Here is a 16,106-nt window from a genome sequence, read left to right on the forward strand (position 1 = left end):
CGCTACCAGTTGGCAGGGTCTTCCGCCGCCGCGCGCGCCAGATCGTCGGCCCAATCCTGCTGCGCCAGTCGGTAGATATCGGCGAAAAAGGCGCGCGGGTCGGCCATTTCATCCCACAAGGCGGGCAGGGCGTGCGTGCTTTCGGGATCATGCTCAAGGATGGCCTGGAAATCGTAGCCGGGGTCGTGCAGCGCCTGCGCCAGCACGGCCACCAGCGCATGGCGGTGGCGGTAGCTGAGTTCCTTGTATTGCGACGTGATGTCGCGCCGTATCAGCGCCGTGCGCTGCAGCGGGTCGTTCATGTCCCAGGTGTCCAGTTCCACTCCCAGGGTGTGTTCGCGGTCATACACGTCGAAGGGGCCGAGGAAGTGGTACAGCGTAGGTTCATACGGCAGGTCGACCCAGGGGCCGCGCAGTCCATTTTGTTTTTGCACAATGACTCCCCGTTCACGCGCATTCAGGCAAGGTCCAGCCCTCGTAGCCCATGTCGGTCGGATAGATGGCGCGGGACTGGTTCTGGCCCCAGCGCGCATGGTCGAGGATGCCGTCTTCATGCATGTCCAGCACCCATTCCGTGCTTTCCAGCAAGGAGCCATCCTTGTGGTAGACGCGGAAGAAGGTAGAAGTGCTGAGCGCGCGCACGATATTGTGCGGCACGCCGTTGCCATAATGGGGCACATAGGTCTTGATCACGCACGTGCGCTGGTCGTTCCATTGCTGGGCATACACGCTGGCATTGCGGGCCGCGCTCACCTTGATGAAGAGCCAGCCTGCCAGCACGATGGCGAACAGGAGGGCGGCGGCGATCAGGCCGGTTTTCTTGAGTAGCTGCATGAGGTCATGGCGGGGCCGAAAACGAAGTTGCCGCATTGTATGCCAAGAGCGGAAATGCTTGCCGTACAGCATGTACAGCAAGCATTTACCCGTTTATTACCGTGTATGGCCGTCTACTTCGCCAGGGACGCATGCAGGGCGTTGGCCATGTCCAGGTGATGTTGCAGTGCTGGCAATGTTTTTGCGGCAAAGGCTTTGATGTCGGGATCGCTGGCCTTCTGGCTCGCATCCGTGAACAGCTTCACGGCATCCTTGTGCGCGGCCACGCCGATGCTGGCCGCATATTCCTTGTCGAAGGGCACGCCTTCCAGGCGGCCCAGCTTGTCGATCTGCGCCTGGTGCTTCTTGCCGGGCTGGTCGCTGACCTCGATCTGCTTGCTGCTGGCTAGCTGTTTCAGCTCTTCGGCCACTTGCGTATGACCGGTGACCATGGCATCGGCGAATTTCTTCACTTCCCCATTGCTGCTCTTGCTTTGCGCCACTTTGCTGGCGGCAATTTCCGTGCTGCCCGCATCGGCGGCCTTGCTGAGGAATTGCTTGTCGTACGCGCCCGGCGCGGCGGCGGCGATGCTGTTGATGGCGATGCCGCTCAGCAGCGCCACGGCGGCGCCGATGGCCACGCTTTTCAGCGAGGGCGTGCGGGAACTGGTGGTCGAAATGCGCATGGGAACTCCTTTCGAGTGTGGTTTTTAATGCAAGCTGATGACAATATTAAGCCAGCAGCCTGCGCACACCCATAGGACACGCACGATGATTCCCGTAGGACTAGTCCTGTTCGTTAGCGCACAATTCGACTTGTTTCAGGGCAAACAAGGCCGCGATGCCGGCATCGCGGCGCCAGGCAGGCATGCCGATGTCGAGCCATTCCGACATCGCATCCAGGTGGGATGGCTCCGAGACGCTGTGTTCGAGTTCTTCGAGCACCGTGTCGCGGTCGATATACAGGCTGTCCAGCCAGGCATCGAACGAGGGCGCCAGCTCGATGAAACCGTGGGCGCGCTTGCCTGTCCACTCCGGCAACTCCTGCACATAGGCCAGCACGCGGCCGCCGCCTTCTTCCGTCAAGTCCAGGTAGATCATGGAATTGCCGCCGTCGCGGGCGAACGGCAGGATGCGCACCGGCATATTCGTATGCTTGCGCGCGGCGCGGATTTCGCCAACTAGGGTTTCATCGCAGAAATCGCCCTCGTCGGCGCTGAAGAAGGTATTGAAGCCCATTTTTTCCACGCCACCATTGCCGTCCGGCACATCGGTGGTGTAGTCGAACCAGGCGCCGTTGGCGACCTGCAAGAAGGCCAGGAAGGCGGGCGGCAACGGTGCTTCCAGCAGGGTTTCGATGGCGGCGATCTGCTGCGCCGTGGGGGCAGGCTTGGCGCCCTCGAGCGCCAGGTGGCGGTATTGCGTGTAATAAGTCATTGATTATCCTTGTAATTTTCTTGCGACCGCGACGCCATCCTCGCAGCCCGTCTCCACCTTCGCCAGCGCATCGACGAGTCCGGCGCGCAGCACGGCCATCGAACGGGCCTTGCCGTCGATCTGGGCGATTTTCGTTTCCAGCATGATTCGCTTGGTTTGCGCATCGAGCGCGTTTTCCTGCCAGACGGCAATGACTTCGGCGATTTCCTTGAGGGTAAAACCCAGCGCCTTGGCGTGGCCAATCAGCTCGATCCGGCGCAAGGCTTGCGCCGAGTACTCTTTATAGTTGTTCGTCAAACCCGGCTGCGGTGCTTCGTCCAGCAGCCCCTGGCGCTCGTAGAAGCGCACCGTGTCCTTGCTGACGCCCGTCAGGCGGGTGATTTCTCCGATGCGCATGATTTTTCTATTGACCGTGGACTAAAGTCTACAGTTTACAGTGAATTTCTCTTCACTACGATTCAATTGCCATGACCGCTTTCAATTACACCAATCAAACCGTGCTGATCACGGGCGCCTCGTCCGGCATCGGCCGCGTCTTTGCGGAAACTTTGGCCGCGCGCGGCGCGCATTTGCTGTTGCTGGCCCGCTCGGGCGCCGTGCTCGACAGTCTGGCCAAGGAACTTTCCCAACGCCACGGCATCCGCGCGCACGCGCTGGTGGCCGACTTGAGACTGCCCGGCGCCGCTGCACTAGCCCATGCACAGGCCTGCGCGCTGGGCATGCCGCCCGATGTGCTGATCAATAACGCGGGTTTCGCCACGCATGGCAGGTTCGAGACCATCGCTCTCGCGCGCCAGGCGGCCGAGGTGACCGTCAATTGCACGGCCCTCATGGAACTGACGCACTGCGCCTTGCCGCACATGCTGGCGCAAGGACGGGGCGCCATCATCAACGTGGCGTCCACGGCGGCCCTGCAGCCTGATCCCTACATGGCGGTCTACGGCGCCAGCAAGGCTTTCGTGCTGTCGTTTTCGGAAGCGCTGTGGGCGGAAAACCGCAACCGCGGCGTGCGCGTGCTGGCCCTGTGCCCGGGCGCCACGGAAACGGCTTTCTTCAACGTGGTGGCCGCGCCCGAAGCGGCCGTGGGCAAGCGCATGGCGCCGCAAGCCGTCGTCGATGAAGCGCTGCGGGCGCTGGACCGGGGCCGCAGCAGCCATGTGGCGGGCCGGCCCAACCGGCTGCTGGCCTGGCTGCCGCGCTTGCTGCCGCGCCAGACCGTGCTGGGCATCGTGGAAGGCATGCTCAAGCCACGGACTTGATGCGCGTCAAAACGCCATCGTGGCGAACATGGCCAGCACGGCCGTCGCCATGACGATGGTCGACAGCCAGCCCAGCGCCCGCAGGCGGCGCGAAATGGTCAAGGTGCCCATGATGGCGGGGCGCGAGGCCATCACCATCATCAGACCCATGATGGGTACGGAAATGACGCCGTTGATGACGGCGCTCCAGTACAGCGCCTTGATGGGATCGAGCGGCGAAAAGCACAGGGCGGCGCCGATCACGGTGGCCGTGATGATGATGCCGTAAAACTTCTTGGCCGCCCTGGGCGCCAGTTCCAGACTGTTTTTCCAGTGAAAGGCACCCGCCATGGCGTAGGCGGCCGAGCCGGCCAGCACGGGAATGGCCAGCAAGCCCGTGCCGATGATGCCCAGGCTGAACAGGGCAAACGCGAACTCGCCCGCAATGGGGCGCAGGGCGGAAGCGGCCTGGGCGGACGTGTCGATATGCGTGATGCCTTGCGCGCCCAGGGTCACGGCCGTCGTCAGCATGATGAAGAAGGCCACCAGATTGGAAAAACCCATGCCGATGGCCGTGTCCATCTTGATGCGCTGGAATTGCCGTGGCGCCTGCTCGGGCGTGCGGCGCAAGGCTTGCGCGCTGGAATCGGCCTGCAAGTCTTCCACTTCCTGTGAGGCTTGCCAGAAAAACAGGTAGGGGCTGATCGTGGTGCCGAACACGGCCACGATCATGGTCACCGAGGCGGCCGACCAGGCGAACCGGGGCCAGACGGTGCGCAGCGCCACTTCGCCCCAGGGAATGTGTACGGTGAGCACGGTGGCCACATAGGCCAGCAAGCCCAGGGTCAGCCATTTCAGGATGCGCACGTACTTCTGATAGGGGATAAACACTTGCAGCAGCAGCGACAGCAAACCAAAGCCCACGGCGTACAGGTGCGTGGGACCGCCGATGATCAGGGTCAGGGCGTCGCCCATGGCGGCCACGTCGGCGGCGATATTGATGACATTGGCCAGCAGCAGCAAGCCGACGATGGCGTACAACAAAGAGCGGGGATAGTGGCGGCGGATATTCGTCGCCAGCCCATGGCCGCTGACCCGGCCTATCTTGGCGCTGATGACCTGGATGCCGAGCATCAGCGGGAAGGTCAGGCAGACGGTCCACAACATGCCGAAGCCGAACTGGGCGCCTGCCTGCGAATACGTGGCGATGCCGCTGGGGTCGTCGTCGGCCGCGCCCGTGATCAGGCCTGGCCCCAGCTTGCCCAGCCAGGTGTCGGATGGGGCTGCCGGGCCGCTGTCGGTCTGCATGCGTCGCTCCTGTGTGATGGAGCGAGCAGCGTATCACAGGCGGGCGGCGCAAAGAAGGGGCGCCGCCCGGGATGCACGATTCAGTAGCGCGCATCCTTGGGCTTGCCGCCCTTGGGCCAATCCTTCACCTTGTCGGGGAAGTCCGGGCGCGGCATGTGCGTAAAATATTCGGCCACGTCGACGGCATCCTGGTCGGACAGGTTGCCTTGTCCCAGCGGGAATTTCTGGCCGTGGCCCATCACCATGTTGGCCTTGACGAAGCCGGCCGCCGTATAGGTACGGGCCATGCCGGCGCCAATATTGAACGAGCGCTCGCCCCACAACGGCGGGAAGGCGACGACGCCGTTGGCGGCCCGGATGCCTTCGCCATTCGCGCCATGGCAGACGGCGCATTGCTCCGCATACACTTTTTTACCGTGCACGGGATCGGGCAGCAGAGCGCGGTCTATCTTCGCCACACCGCGTCCCGCCACCTTGTCGCCTGCCTGCGTGGCGCCCTTCATCCAGTCGATGTAGGCGACCATCGCTTGCAGGTCGGGGCCGTCCACGGGCAGCGGCTTGCCGTGCATGGAGCGGCGGAAGCAGCCGTTGATGCGCTCTCCCAGACTGATGACCTTGCCGGCGCGCGGCGCTTCCGAGGGGAAGAAGGCGGAAATGCCGAGGAAGGGCGAACCGTTCGCCACGGTACCGCCATTCAGGTGGCAACTGCTGCAATTGAGGTCGTTGCCCACGTTTTGCGGCAGGCGGGCGCGCGTTTCCGTCATCAGCTGCATGCCGTGAATCAATTGATTGGCGTTCGGATCGGCCGTCAGAGCGGCGAAGCGGGGTGTGACGAAGCCGCCCGCGTCCGGTGCCTTGAGCTTGAGTTCCTTGCGCACCCTGGCGATCTGCGCCGGGGTCACGGGTGCGCCCTGGTTGCCCCACTTGCCGCGCACAAAGGTGAGGATTTCCGCCAGTTCCGTGTCGGACAGGCGGTCATACGACGGCATGCCGAACGAGCGGGGCGAGTGCTGCGTGACGGCCGACTGCCAGCCCGTCAGCGCGATATGAATGACGGAGGTGGCGTCCTTCGACTGCACCGAGTCGTTCTGCGCCAGCGGCGGGAAGATGTTTTCCACGCCACGGCCGTCGCGGCGGTGGCAGGTGGCGCAGAATTGCAGGTAGCCGAGGCCGCCGCGCGTGTTGTACAAGGCGTCGTTGCTGGCCGCCGCGAGGGTCGCCGTTTTCTTCGGCGGCGCGGCCGCCCCGTCCTTGGCGGGCAAGCCGTGCAGGTAATGCGCCAGCGCGTCGAGGTCGCCATCCGTGAAGTATTGCGTGCTGTGCGTGATGACTTCCGTCATGCTGCCGGCCGCCGTGCCGAAGCTGTTGCGGCCGGTTTTCAGCAATTGCACGATGTCGCCCGGCGTCCACAGGTTGCGCAAGTTCACCGCATGCCAGCCGTCAAACGTAAAACCGGACAGGTAGTGCTTGCCGCTGCCGCCATCCTGGCCCATGGTTTTTTCCTGGAAAGCCACGCCGCGCGGCGTGTGGCAGGAGCCGCAATGGCCGAGGCCCTGGGCGATGTAGCTGCCCCGGTTCCACATGGCCGACTTGGCGCTGTCGGGCTTGAACGGCGCGTCGTCGAGGAAGACGGCGTTCCACAGCGACAAGCCCCAGCGCATGCTGAACGGCCACTTCATGTCCGTTTCGCGGTTTTGCTGCGCCACGGGCGCCACGCCACGCTGCAGGTAGGCGTACAGCGCCTGCATGTCGTCGGGGGTGATCTTCGCGTAGGAAGGGTAGGGCATGGCCGGATACAGATTGTGCCCATCGGCCGCCACGCCCTTGCGCATGGCGCGGTTGAACTGGGCGAACGTGTACGTGCCCAGCCCGGTCTTCGCGTCCGGCGTGATATTCGTGCTGTAGATGGTGCCGAACGGCGTTTTCAGTTCCAGGCCGCCGGCCATGGCGGCGCCGTTCGGACTCGTGTGGCAAGCCACGCAGTCGCCCAGGCGGGCGACGTATTCGCCGCGCTTGATCAGTTCAGCCGACGTGACTGACGCCGCCGTCGCGCTGGCGCAGAAGGCCAGCATGCCCAGCATGCCCAGCAGTATTGCGGCAAGCCGGCTGAACATCGAGGGGGAAGAAGCAGGAGGGCGGTGCGAACCGCAGTGCAGGATGGAAATGGCGTTCATGGTGACCCTTTATTATTACGCGCAAGCTTACGCAATCGTCACCACGGCGAACATTGGGAACTTCTTTCGAGCAACTAGGTAATCTTCCCTAGTGTTTTACACTGGAAAATCGTGTAGGCAGGCTACAAGCTGGCCATGATGCGTTCGCGCAGCCAGCGGTGCGCCGCGTCCAGGTGCATGCGCTCGTGCCAGACCATGGCCATCTCGTAATCGGGCAGGATCACGGGTGGCTCCCACATGCGCAGCGCGCCCAGCGCATTCTTCAGCAGGCGCGACGGCAGCAGGGCCACCATGTCGGACTCTGCCAGCAAGGGCGGGACGATCAGGAAATGCGGCACGGACAGCACCACCTTGCGCGTGCGACCCAGTTGCAGCAGCGCCGTATCGACGTTGCTGCGGAAACCGCCGCCGTTGGGCGAGACGACGATGAATTCCAGCGCGCAAAACTGGTCGAGGTCGGGCGGGGTTTGCAGCAGCGGATGGTCGCGCCGGCCCGCCAGCACATAGTGCTCGGTAAACAGGGTACGGTGGCGCAAGCCGGGCGGCGCTTCTTCCTGCGCCAGAAAGCCCAGGTCGACCTGGCCCATTTCCAGGTCGTGCGCCATGCGCGCCGGCACGGCTTCGAACACGGCCATGCGCGACAACGGCGCTTGCGCGCGCAGGGAGGCCAGCATGGGCAGCAAGATCGCATATTCGGTGGCGTCGGCCGCCGCCAGGTTCCAGCGCACGTCGGCCGTGGCCGGGTCGAAGGCCGATTCCGGCTGCAAGACTTGCTCCAGCTTGGCCAGCACGGCTTGCAACGGTGCAAACAGAGCCAGCGCCCGGGCCGTGGGCAGCATGCCGCGCGGACCGGGCAGCAGCAGCGGATCGTCGAAGGCCGTGCGCAGCTTGCCCAACTGCACGCTGACGGAAGGCTGGCTCAGGTGCAGCCGCGCGGCGGCCCGCGTGACGTTGCGCTCGATCAGCAGCGCATTCAGGGTCAGCAGCAGGTTCAAGTCCAGCTTGTGCAAATTGTTCATGGCTATACCTTGTATATCAACTATTCATTTCCACTATGATAGCGCAAGCCCTACAGTTGTTCCTGTGACTTTCATTCCTTACCTTTTACAGGAGATAACTGATGCAACTCCATGAATATACAAGCTTTGATGGGCTGGGACTGGCGCAGCTGCTGCGCACTGGCGCCGTCTCGGTGGCCGAACTGCACGACGCCGCCCAGCGCGCCTGCGCCGCCGTCAATCCGCAGCTCAACGCGGTGGTCGGGCTGTGGCCGGCCGATTTCACGCACATCGACCACGCGGCGCCGTTCGCCGGCGTGCCATTCCTGATCAAGGATGTGGCCGTCACCATGGCGGGCCAGCGCAGCGAAGCGGGCAGCCGCCTGGGCGCCGGCCATGTCGCGACCGTTGATTCCCACCTGATGACGCAGTTCCGCGCAGCCGGCCTGGTGACGTTCGGACGCACCAGCACGCCGGAAATGGCGTTCGCCACCACCACGGAACCCGTTTTATATGGCGCCACGCGCAACCCGTGGAACGTCAGCCTGAGCGCGGGCGGTTCCAGCGGCGGCGCGGCGGCGGCCGTGGCGGCCGGCATCGTGCCGCTGGCCCATGCGACGGACGCGGCCGGTTCCATCCGCGTGCCGGCCGCATCGACGGGTCTGTTCGGCTTCAAGCCCAGCCGGGGCAGGGTCTCGAATGGCCCCGCCATGGACGAAATCTTCAGCGGCCTGGGCGTGCAACTGGGCGTGAGCCGCACGGTGCGCGACAGCGCCGCCTTGCTCGACTGCGTGCAGGGCGTGCTGCCGGGCGAGCCGTATGTGACGAGTCCTCCTGACCACAGCTGGCTGTCGCAGGTGGACGTGGCGCCGGGCAAGCTGCGCATCGGCGTGCAGCGCATGGCCAGCAATGGCGCCCATCCCGTGCCTGCCGTCGATACCGCGCTGCAAGACACCGTGCGCCTGCTGGAAAGCCTGGGCCACCACGTGGAAGAAGTGCAACCGGCGCTGGGCGTGTCGTGGGACGCGTTCGTGCAGGCCAATGCCGGCATCTGGTGCGCCAACCTGGTGCCGTGGATCGACGGCCTGGCGCAGGAAAGCGGACGCGCCGTGTCGCTCGATACGCTGGAGCCGGCCACTTTGGCCTGCTACCGGTACGGGCAGACGGTGTCGGCCGTCGATTTCGTCGCCGCGCTCGACGTGCGCAATACCGTCACGCGCCAGGCCGGCGCCTTGTTCGGCCAGTACGATGTGCTGCTCACGCCCACCATGCCGGATGTGCCGTGGCCGCTGGGGCGCTATGGAGAAAACGAGGAACAGCTCGATGGGCTGGGCTGGACGGCGCGCCTGTTCGAGCATTCGCCCTACACGCCGCTGGCCAACGTGGCGGGCTTGCCAGCCATGTCCGTGCCGCTGGCCATGTCGGATACAGGGTTGCCGATCGGCATGCAATTCATGGCGGGGTATGGTCAGGATGGAACCTTGCTGCGCCTGGCAGGGCAGCTGGAGCGGGCGGCGCCGTGGGGGCAGCGGCGTCCACCTGTGTGGGCGGGCAAGGTGCAAGCATGCCTTGCGGACGGCTGAAGCCGGCCACCATAACGGTTTTGGCCAGCGACAAGAAGCCGAAATCCGGGGTCGGACCCGCCGGATCCGACCCCAGTCCTTGTTCTTGGGTGAAAAGTATCAGGTGGGCATCGTAGCCAGCTGCGCCGCGCCCCGGCCTTCCATACGGAAACGAAATCGCTCCCACAGCCGGTCGTGGAAGGGCAGAACGATCACGTTGCAGATCGGCTCCACCACGGCCAGCAAGCCGCCGAAGGCCATGGAACCCGTGGCCCAGTACATGGCGCCGAAGGCCACGCCCATGTGCATGGCCGTCTGGCTCAGCTTTTCGCCGGCCAGGGCGGCAAAGCCTACGCGGCTGGCGGCGTAGCGGCGGCGGATCGCGTGCCAGGCTTTTTCATGCCATGGCAACAGGGCCACGTTGATGACCGGTTCGATGATGGCGGCCAGGCCACCGAGCGCGAGCGACCCCGTCAGCAAATAGGCGAGGCCGAAGGCGATCGACATGTGCGTGCAGACCTGGCTGAATGTTTTGATGGCAGTGAACAAGGGATGCTCCTTTCTGTTGAATTCGCTTATCCTTGAGTTAGATAGTAACGATTCTCATTTACAAAAGGAAGTAAAATATTTCAACCGAATCAATAGATACAGACTATTAATAGTCTGTATCTCATTGCAGCCTCCGCGATAACGACAGCATCAACCACCGGCAGGCCGCGGCGCCAGGCCCCGCAGCAAGAGCCACAGGCCGGTCAGCGGGTACGCCAGGCCCAGCGGAATCAGCAAGGCGTGCATCACGTCCAGTCCAAACAGTTCGCGCGCGACGGCGATCCACTGCAGCACGCCGGCCAGCATGCCGGCCAGGGCCAGCAGGCGCGGGATCGCCCGGGCGCGGTACAGCAGCAGATACATCAGGGTCACGCCCAGACCGCCCAGCAGCTTGTCCGGAAAGTGCACGCCGTTGCGCAGCCCCGCCAGCAGGGCGCGCGCCGGCTCATAGGCGTTGCCGTCGGCGCCCGAGGCGAGGAAGGCGACGCTCAGGCTGCGCATGGCCAGCATCAGCGTGCCTTCGAACAGGCTCGTTGCCAGCGCCGCCGCCACCAGCGCCACGTAGCAGCGGCTCAGCAGGGGGTGCTGCTCGCCATACAGGCCGCGCAGGGCTGCCGCGATGGCCAGCCCGAGCAAGGCCGTGAGCAGCCCGAGCATGACGATCAGCCCCACCTGCAGCGGCATGCCGGCCGCCCGCAAGAGGAAGCCCGGCGCGGCAAATACTTGCTCCTGCAGCCAGAAATTCGACCAGATGCCCAGGCCGAAAATGAATAGCAAGCCCAGCCCCAGCCAGCGCCCCGGCGGGACGGCGGCCCCAGGCTGCAGCGGCGAGGTGAACAGGGGAGCGGCTTGCCGCGTGGCGGCGGAGATTGTTTGGTTCATCGATACACCTTTGTCGGAGTGGGATCAAGCCTGCCGAGGCAGGACCAGCCAGCGTAGTGTCGGCACACGGGCGCGCCGCGGCAAGGCCGATCCGACGCGTCACGCGCCCAGGGGGCCGAAGTGCGCCCATGCGCGATGAGTGACGCGGCCCTGCCGCGCCCGGAGACTATTCCGCCTTGAACAGGTGGAGGAAGGAGCGGCTGACCGGCAGCACTTCCGGCCGGTGCTTCAAGGTCACTTCGGCCGTCTCGTGCGCGCCGCGCACGACCTGGCGCACGGCATGCAGGTTGACCACCACGGCCCGGTGGATTTGCTGGAACTGCTGTGGATCAAGCTGCACCAGCAATTCCCTGAGGGAATTGCGCAGCAGCGCTTCGGCGGGCTTGCCCCCGTCGCGCCAGGCAACCAGCGTGTACTTGTCGTCGGACTTCAGGTAATCGACATCATCGACCGGTATCAGCCGCACGGCCGGCCCCACGCTGGCGCGCAGCCAGCGCAGCGCAGCTGGCGCGGATCCCGGCGCGGGGGCGGCCTGCAGGTACGCCGCCAATTGCCGCAACAGCGTCTCGCTGGCCGCGCCGGGCTGGATGGTCGCCAGGCGTTCGCGCAAGCGCGTCACGGTACCGGCCAGGCGGGCCAATTGCACCGGCTTGACCAGGTAGTCGAGCGCGCCCTGTTCGAAGGCGCGCACCGCGTACTGGTCATAGGCGGTGACAAAGACCAGGTGGGCGCGGCGGCCGATCTGGCTGGCCACGTCCACGCCGGACAGGCCCGGCATGTGCACATCGAGGAAGCAGACCGTCGGCTGGTGCCGCTCGAACAGCGCGAGCGCCTCTGGTCCGTTGCGCGCTTCGGCCACGACCAGCAGCTCCGGCCAGCACTCGGCCAGCTGGCGCCGCAGGCTGGCGCGCAGCAAGGGTTCATCATCGGCAATCAGGGCGGTCAGGTTCATGGCCATGCGGGGCATTCTATGGAAACACGGAAACCGTGGGGTGCCAGTTCGCTGATGCGCAAGGCCGCTTCGCCGCCAAACATCAACGCCAGGCGCTCGCGCAGGCTGCCAAGCCCCGTGCCCAGGCCGGGGCTGCCCGCTTGCAGGCCCGCTCCGGTATCGCTGACCTCGATATGGCAACGGCCATGCGCCTCGGTAATGAGCACATCGATGCGCCCGCCATCCATGCAGGGATCGATGCCATGGCGCACCGCGTTCTCGACCAGGGTCATCAGGGTCATGGGCGGGCACTGCAGTCTTTCGCAGCCGGGCGCGACGTTGATGCCGAACTGCAGGCGGTCTGGCATGCGCATCTGCATCAGCACCAGATACGCGCGCACCATTTCCAGTTCCTGTTCCAGGCGAGTAGCCGCTTCGTTCAGGCGCGGCACGGCGGCCCGCAGATACGTGACCAGATGCGCCAGGACGGGCGCCGCATGGCTGGACCCCGCATCGAGCAGGGCTTGCAGGCTGGCCAGCGTATTGAACAGGAAATGCGGCTGGACCTGGGCCTGCAGCAGCCACACGCGCGCATCGCGGGCCTGGCGTTCCAGCTCGCCGCGCCGGCGCTCGGCTTCGCGCACGCGGGCGTCGCGCTGGCGCAGCAGGGCGGCCATCGCCGTCCATGGGCCGAGCAATAGTCCGAGGAAAGCGAGCGATATATAGCTCTGCAACCGCTCCGGCACCTGCCAGAATGGCGGCGCACCGGGCTTGGTATTGAGCAGATACAGGCTGGCCAGGGTCAGCATGATCGCCAGCGCCACGCCCACCACCTGCAACACCCAGTGGGCCAGCCTGCCGGGCAAGCGGCGCGGCCAGCGCTCGAACAGGCCATACGCCAGCAGCGCCGCCAGCGCCGGCAGGAAGACCGCCATGGCCAGGTACCCTAACGGGTCTTCCCATGACAGGGTGAACAGGGCGAATTCGAATAGCGCAGCCAGCCCGGCCACGCACAAGCGTCGCGCGGACAGGCAGGTTCGCAGGCCATCGATAACGGAGCGCAGTGTGTACATGAATGTGACGCCCCCAGGAATTGCCATAAGAGCAGCAGAATAGGGCAAAGCCACGCGGTAAGCAACAGCGGCAGGCATGAAGCACGCTTTCCCGCGCGCCAGCGACGCCCTGCGGGGCCGGGCCGCGATGGCGCCACGAGCGCCGCGCAAGTCCGGGCAGGCCCGCAGCGGCTCGATGGTGCCGCATGTGAACAGGTCAGCGTATTGCCGTCGCCTGCGACCAGACGGCTTGCCAGCGCCCATCGCGCCATTCATAGCTATCCATATGCCAGTAGCGGGCGCGCGGCACGGCGTGGCCGCCGAAGACGATTTCCAGCTGCGCCGAGTAACGCAGGACGGCGGCCGTGCCGTACAGGCGCACGCTGATCGCTTCCGGTTCCCAGCTCAGATAGCGCATGTGGCCGGAGGCGATGGCGCCCAGGTATTGTTCCCGCGACAGCATGCTGCCGATGGGAGTAATCAGCTGGAAGTCGTCGGCATGCAGGACGCGCGCCGCCTGCATATCGGCAGCCACGAGGGCGCGCAGACGGCAGCGTTCCGTGTGGCGCAGCAGGTCCATCGGCTGTTCTTCAGTCAGTGCGGCATTGAAATCGATCATGGCAGTCCTGTTCGGGTAGGTGATTGACACTTTGACGGTTTTTGTCCAAAAGTCATGTTGACACTATATGACCATAGTGTCAACATGCCCACATGACAAGCGATCCCCCTAAAAGCCAGCAGATTCTCGATGCGGCGCTGGCCGTGTTTTGCCGTTACGGCTACCGCAAGACGTCCATGCTCGACATCGCGCAGGCGGCCGGCATGTCGCGCGCGGCGCTATATTTGCACTTCAAGAACAAGGAGGACGTGTTCCGTGCCGGCTCCGAACGGGCCCATGCCACCGTCATGGCGCACGTGGCGGCGGCGCTGGACGCACCTGGTCCCGTTTTTGCGCGCATCGAAACGGCGCTGCTGGCATTCCAGCAAGGCTTGATGGCGGAAATTTCAGCCAGCGCCCACGGACAGGAATTGTTCGACGCCAACATGACCCTGGCCGCCGACATCACCTTGAAGGCGCGGGCAACCTTGGTGGCGTGGCTGGCCGGCGCGCTGGAACAGGCCGAGGCGGCGGGCGATATCGCGCTGCGCCGGGTGGACGCGACTGCCGCGCACGTGGCCGGCTTGCTGGTGGCCACCATGGATGGCATCAAGCACACGCAAGGGGGAGGGGAGATGCTACGCCAGGGCATCGCGCTGCAGATGCGCGTGCTGGGCGCGGCGCTGCTGCGCATGTGAGCGGCCAAGCCCGCATGCGCAGTCGGGCCAAGGCTGTTACGGCAGGGTTTTCAGCACGGTCTTCGTCGGCACGGAAAAAGTATAGTTGTCGTGGCGGTCCCAGTTGATCGACCACGTCATCACGCCACGGAAGTCCGGATACGCCTGCAGCGGCTTGATGGTGCCGCAGTTGAGCAGGCGCGTCAGGCAATTCAGGGCATTGCTGACGTCGGCATTCGTCGTGAAACCGGAGCCGGCCGAGCTGCGGCCGGACGGCACGCCGAAGCCCACCTGGTCCGGACGCAAGCCGGCAAAGGTGTTGCCGCCATAGTTAAAACCTTCGATCAGCATGCGCGCCGTGGCCACCAGCTGATCGGCCGAGCCCGCCTTGATGGCGCCCGTGGCGTACGGTGTATAGATGTCGCCATTGTTGTAGTACTGCGGGTGCAGCACCGTCAGCTCGCTGCGCAAGGCATTGATGATGGGAATGTAGGCGCCCCAGATGCTGCCGTAGCTCGTGTATCCCCCCTCCACGTACACCCATTCCGGCGCCATCGACAAATAAAAGCTGCTGCCAACCTTGGTTTTCAGGTTTTTCACGGCGATCGGCAGATAGGTCTGGATGGCCGCGCCTTGCGCCACGCCATTTTCCAGGTCCAGGTCGATGCCGTCGAAGCCATATTTGGTGATGATGGCGTACAGGCTGTTCGTGAAATTTGTTGCTTCGGCCGTGTTGCCGACGGACACGGAACCATTTTGCCCGCCCAGCGACAGGATGACTTTCTTGCCCTTGGCCCGCTTGGCGGCCACGTCGGCGATGAATTGCGCTTCCGTGCCCGCGCCCGGATCGATGGTCAGGCTGACATTGCCGCCACCCGCGTTGTCGCCGAACGAGACGACGATCACGTCCCAGTCGTCGCTGACCTGGCTGATCGGATACGTCGCGCCGCTGGGATTGGTGAAGTTGTGCCAGTAGCCGATCAGCGCGTGTTTGGCCAAGCCGGTGGGCGTAGGCGTCGGAGTGGGCGTAGGCGTCGGAGTGGGAGTCGGTGTAGGAGTCGGCGTTGGGGTTGGCGTAGGAGTCGGGGTAGGTGTTGGGGTCGGCGTTGGGGTAGGAGTCGGCGTGCCGCAGTCTCCCACCACCGTCCAGGGCTGGCCGCTGCCGGCGCCGCCACTGCTGGTCGCTGGATTATTGCCTTGCGTCCACCAGTTGGCCGTGTAATTGACGTTGTTATAGCTGGCCTTGCCGCCGCCGTTGTAGGCGGTGCCGCTGCTCCATGGCGTGTAGCAGGCCACCGCTGTGGTCACACCGGCCAGCAGCTGGCTTGCGCCGGCGCCCGATCCGTCGCCGCCGCCGCAGGCGGCCAAGGTCCCGCCGAAGAGGGTAATAATGAGGCTATTCATGACTGTCCGGTGCATCGCATCTCCTTGTGTGTTTTTATCATGGCCGGGCGGCTGGACACCGTCCGGTTTTTCAGAGTGCAAGCATTGCAGGTGGTAGTCAACTGGTTTTATTCTTTGCGCAAGATCACAATACCAGTCGAAGTCTCGCACCAGAGGATGGGCGATGCGGGCCATACCAGTGCCTGTTTTTCAGTGCGCTGGTATGGTGGACGAAAGAGCGCCGGGAGCAGGGCGGGGAAGGGCGGAGGACTCTCGCGCCGCCTACGGCGCTGTTTCCTTGCGCAAATCGGCATACGGCACGCGCGACAGGTCCAGCAGCATCTGCATCAAGGCCACGGTTTCGCGCTGCATCAGCTGGTAGTTCAGCTGGCGTGCGCGGCGAAGAAAACAGGACTGCCGCCTCGGACCTGCCCGTTGGACGCAAATAGCCGTTGCTATCGGGTAGCACTTCCAGCGCACCCTGGTTCCCGATGGCGATCATCG

General features: G+C 64.7%; 17 protein-coding genes. 3 read left to right on the forward strand and 14 right to left on the reverse strand.

Features of this window, described 5'->3' with window-relative positions; genetic code table 11:
* Positions 1-2 precede the first annotated feature (2 nt).
* The 5 genes from KY494_RS02830 to KY494_RS02850 all read right to left on the reverse strand — a co-directional run bounded on the left by KY494_RS02830 (position 3) and on the right by KY494_RS02850 (position 2,646).
* Positions 3-434: a hypothetical protein gene (locus KY494_RS02830; RefSeq protein WP_219889803.1), complete on the reverse strand. Its 432-nt coding sequence runs from the start codon at positions 432-434 to the stop codon at positions 3-5.
* A 13-nt stretch (positions 435-447) separates the two neighbouring features.
* Entirely contained in the window at positions 448-834 is a 387-nt protein-coding gene (locus KY494_RS02835) for a hypothetical protein (protein ID WP_219889805.1), read from the reverse strand.
* A 113-nt stretch (positions 835-947) separates the two neighbouring features.
* Entirely contained in the window at positions 948-1,499 is a 552-nt protein-coding gene (locus tag KY494_RS02840) for a DUF4142 domain-containing protein (RefSeq protein WP_219889806.1), read from the reverse strand.
* A 100-nt stretch (positions 1,500-1,599) separates the two neighbouring features.
* Positions 1,600-2,250, reverse strand: a complete 651-nt coding sequence (locus KY494_RS02845) for an SMI1/KNR4 family protein (RefSeq protein ID WP_219889807.1) — start codon at positions 2,248-2,250, stop codon at positions 1,600-1,602.
* Positions 2,251-2,253: 3 nt separating this feature from the next.
* Positions 2,254-2,646 carry a MerR family transcriptional regulator gene (locus KY494_RS02850; protein WP_219889808.1) on the reverse strand — a complete coding sequence of 131 codons (393 nt, stop codon included), beginning with the start codon at positions 2,644-2,646 and terminating at the stop codon, positions 2,254-2,256.
* A gap of 71 nt (positions 2,647-2,717) precedes the next feature.
* Here KY494_RS02850 and KY494_RS02855 point away from each other — a divergent pair, with 71 nt between their 5' ends.
* Positions 2,718-3,509, forward strand: a complete 792-nt coding sequence (locus KY494_RS02855; protein WP_219889809.1) for an SDR family oxidoreductase — start codon at positions 2,718-2,720, stop codon at positions 3,507-3,509.
* Between the two features lie 6 nt (positions 3,510-3,515).
* Here the strand turns inward: KY494_RS02855 and KY494_RS02860 are convergent, their stop codons facing one another.
* From KY494_RS02860 to KY494_RS02870, 3 genes are all read right to left on the reverse strand, one after another.
* Complete coding sequence (locus tag KY494_RS02860) at positions 3,516-4,796, reverse strand: NRAMP family divalent metal transporter (protein WP_219889810.1); 1,281 nt, start codon at positions 4,794-4,796, stop codon at positions 3,516-3,518.
* Between the two features lie 80 nt (positions 4,797-4,876).
* Positions 4,877-6,970 (reverse strand): c-type cytochrome, encoded by a 2,094-nt coding sequence (locus tag KY494_RS02865; protein ID WP_375143454.1) that lies wholly within the window; start codon positions 6,968-6,970, stop codon positions 4,877-4,879.
* A gap of 122 nt (positions 6,971-7,092) precedes the next feature.
* A complete protein-coding gene (locus tag KY494_RS02870) occupies positions 7,093-7,989 on the reverse strand; it encodes a LysR family transcriptional regulator (RefSeq protein WP_219889811.1) in 897 nt (298 codons plus the stop codon).
* Positions 7,990-8,090: 101 nt separating this feature from the next.
* On the opposite strand from KY494_RS02870, the gene KY494_RS02875 reads away from it, so the two are divergent.
* Positions 8,091-9,551: an amidase gene (locus tag KY494_RS02875; protein WP_219889813.1), complete on the forward strand. Its 1,461-nt coding sequence runs from the start codon at positions 8,091-8,093 to the stop codon at positions 9,549-9,551.
* A gap of 99 nt (positions 9,552-9,650) precedes the next feature.
* Here the strand turns inward: KY494_RS02875 and KY494_RS02880 are convergent, their stop codons facing one another.
* The 5 genes from KY494_RS02880 to KY494_RS02900 form a co-directional block, all read right to left on the reverse strand.
* Positions 9,651-10,079 (reverse strand): DUF2061 domain-containing protein, encoded by a 429-nt coding sequence (locus KY494_RS02880; RefSeq protein ID WP_219889814.1) that lies wholly within the window; start codon positions 10,077-10,079, stop codon positions 9,651-9,653.
* Between the two features lie 150 nt (positions 10,080-10,229).
* Positions 10,230-10,961 carry a DUF4386 family protein gene (locus KY494_RS02885; protein ID WP_219889815.1) on the reverse strand — a complete coding sequence of 244 codons (732 nt, stop codon included), beginning with the start codon at positions 10,959-10,961 and terminating at the stop codon, positions 10,230-10,232.
* A 166-nt stretch (positions 10,962-11,127) separates the two neighbouring features.
* Complete coding sequence (locus tag KY494_RS02890) at positions 11,128-11,919, reverse strand: LytTR family DNA-binding domain-containing protein (RefSeq protein WP_219889816.1); 792 nt, start codon at positions 11,917-11,919, stop codon at positions 11,128-11,130.
* Positions 11,910-12,965 carry a sensor histidine kinase gene (locus KY494_RS02895; RefSeq protein ID WP_219136948.1) on the reverse strand — a complete coding sequence of 352 codons (1,056 nt, stop codon included), beginning with the start codon at positions 12,963-12,965 and terminating at the stop codon, positions 11,910-11,912. The genes KY494_RS02890 and KY494_RS02895 overlap by 10 nt, the downstream gene beginning before the upstream one ends.
* A gap of 196 nt (positions 12,966-13,161) precedes the next feature.
* Complete coding sequence (locus KY494_RS02900) at positions 13,162-13,563, reverse strand: nuclear transport factor 2 family protein (RefSeq protein WP_219889818.1); 402 nt, start codon at positions 13,561-13,563, stop codon at positions 13,162-13,164.
* A 92-nt stretch (positions 13,564-13,655) separates the two neighbouring features.
* Between KY494_RS02900 and KY494_RS02905 the strand changes: the two genes are divergently transcribed.
* A complete protein-coding gene (locus tag KY494_RS02905) occupies positions 13,656-14,240 on the forward strand; it encodes a TetR/AcrR family transcriptional regulator (RefSeq protein ID WP_219889820.1) in 585 nt (194 codons plus the stop codon).
* Positions 14,241-14,276: 36 nt separating this feature from the next.
* On the opposite strand, the gene KY494_RS02910 is transcribed toward KY494_RS02905, so the two are convergent.
* Positions 14,277-15,623 (reverse strand): chitinase, encoded by a 1,347-nt coding sequence (locus tag KY494_RS02910; protein WP_258194616.1) that lies wholly within the window; start codon positions 15,621-15,623, stop codon positions 14,277-14,279.
* Between the last annotated feature and the right edge of the window lie 483 nt (positions 15,624-16,106).

This window comes from Janthinobacterium sp. PAMC25594, assembly GCF_019443505.1.
Lineage (GTDB): Bacteria > Pseudomonadota > Gammaproteobacteria > Burkholderiales > Burkholderiaceae_D > Janthinobacterium.

Excerpts from the sequence above, each read along its gene's own strand:
- KY494_RS02840 (WP_219889806.1), bottom strand. The coding sequence starts at position 1,499 with ATGCGCATTTCGACCACCAGTTCCCGCACGCCCTCGCTGAAAAGCGTG.
- KY494_RS02895 (WP_219136948.1), bottom strand. The coding sequence starts at position 12,965 with ATGTACACACTGCGCTCCGTTATCGATGGCCTGCGAACCTGCCTGTCC.
- KY494_RS02885 (WP_219889815.1), bottom strand. The coding sequence starts at position 10,961 with ATGAACCAAACAATCTCCGCCGCCACGCGGCAAGCCGCTCCCCTGTTC.
- KY494_RS02850 (WP_219889808.1), bottom strand. The coding sequence starts at position 2,646 with ATGCGCATCGGAGAAATCACCCGCCTGACGGGCGTCAGCAAGGACACG.
- KY494_RS02855 (WP_219889809.1), top strand. The coding sequence starts at position 2,718 with ATGACCGCTTTCAATTACACCAATCAAACCGTGCTGATCACGGGCGCC.
- KY494_RS02905 (WP_219889820.1), top strand. The coding sequence starts at position 13,656 with ATGACAAGCGATCCCCCTAAAAGCCAGCAGATTCTCGATGCGGCGCTG.
- KY494_RS02890 (WP_219889816.1), bottom strand. The coding sequence starts at position 11,919 with ATGGCCATGAACCTGACCGCCCTGATTGCCGATGATGAACCCTTGCTG.
- KY494_RS02865 (WP_375143454.1), bottom strand. The coding sequence starts at position 6,970 with ATGAACGCCATTTCCATCCTGCACTGCGGTTCGCACCGCCCTCCTGCT.
- KY494_RS02870 (WP_219889811.1), bottom strand. The coding sequence starts at position 7,989 with ATGAACAATTTGCACAAGCTGGACTTGAACCTGCTGCTGACCCTGAAT.
- KY494_RS02845 (WP_219889807.1), bottom strand. The coding sequence starts at position 2,250 with ATGACTTATTACACGCAATACCGCCACCTGGCGCTCGAGGGCGCCAAG.
- KY494_RS02900 (WP_219889818.1), bottom strand. The coding sequence starts at position 13,563 with ATGATCGATTTCAATGCCGCACTGACTGAAGAACAGCCGATGGACCTG.
- KY494_RS02910 (WP_258194616.1), bottom strand. The coding sequence starts at position 15,623 with ATGAATAGCCTCATTATTACCCTCTTCGGCGGGACCTTGGCCGCCTGC.
- KY494_RS02835 (WP_219889805.1), bottom strand. The coding sequence starts at position 834 with ATGCAGCTACTCAAGAAAACCGGCCTGATCGCCGCCGCCCTCCTGTTC.
- KY494_RS02860 (WP_219889810.1), bottom strand. The coding sequence starts at position 4,796 with ATGCAGACCGACAGCGGCCCGGCAGCCCCATCCGACACCTGGCTGGGC.
- KY494_RS02875 (WP_219889813.1), top strand. The coding sequence starts at position 8,091 with ATGCAACTCCATGAATATACAAGCTTTGATGGGCTGGGACTGGCGCAG.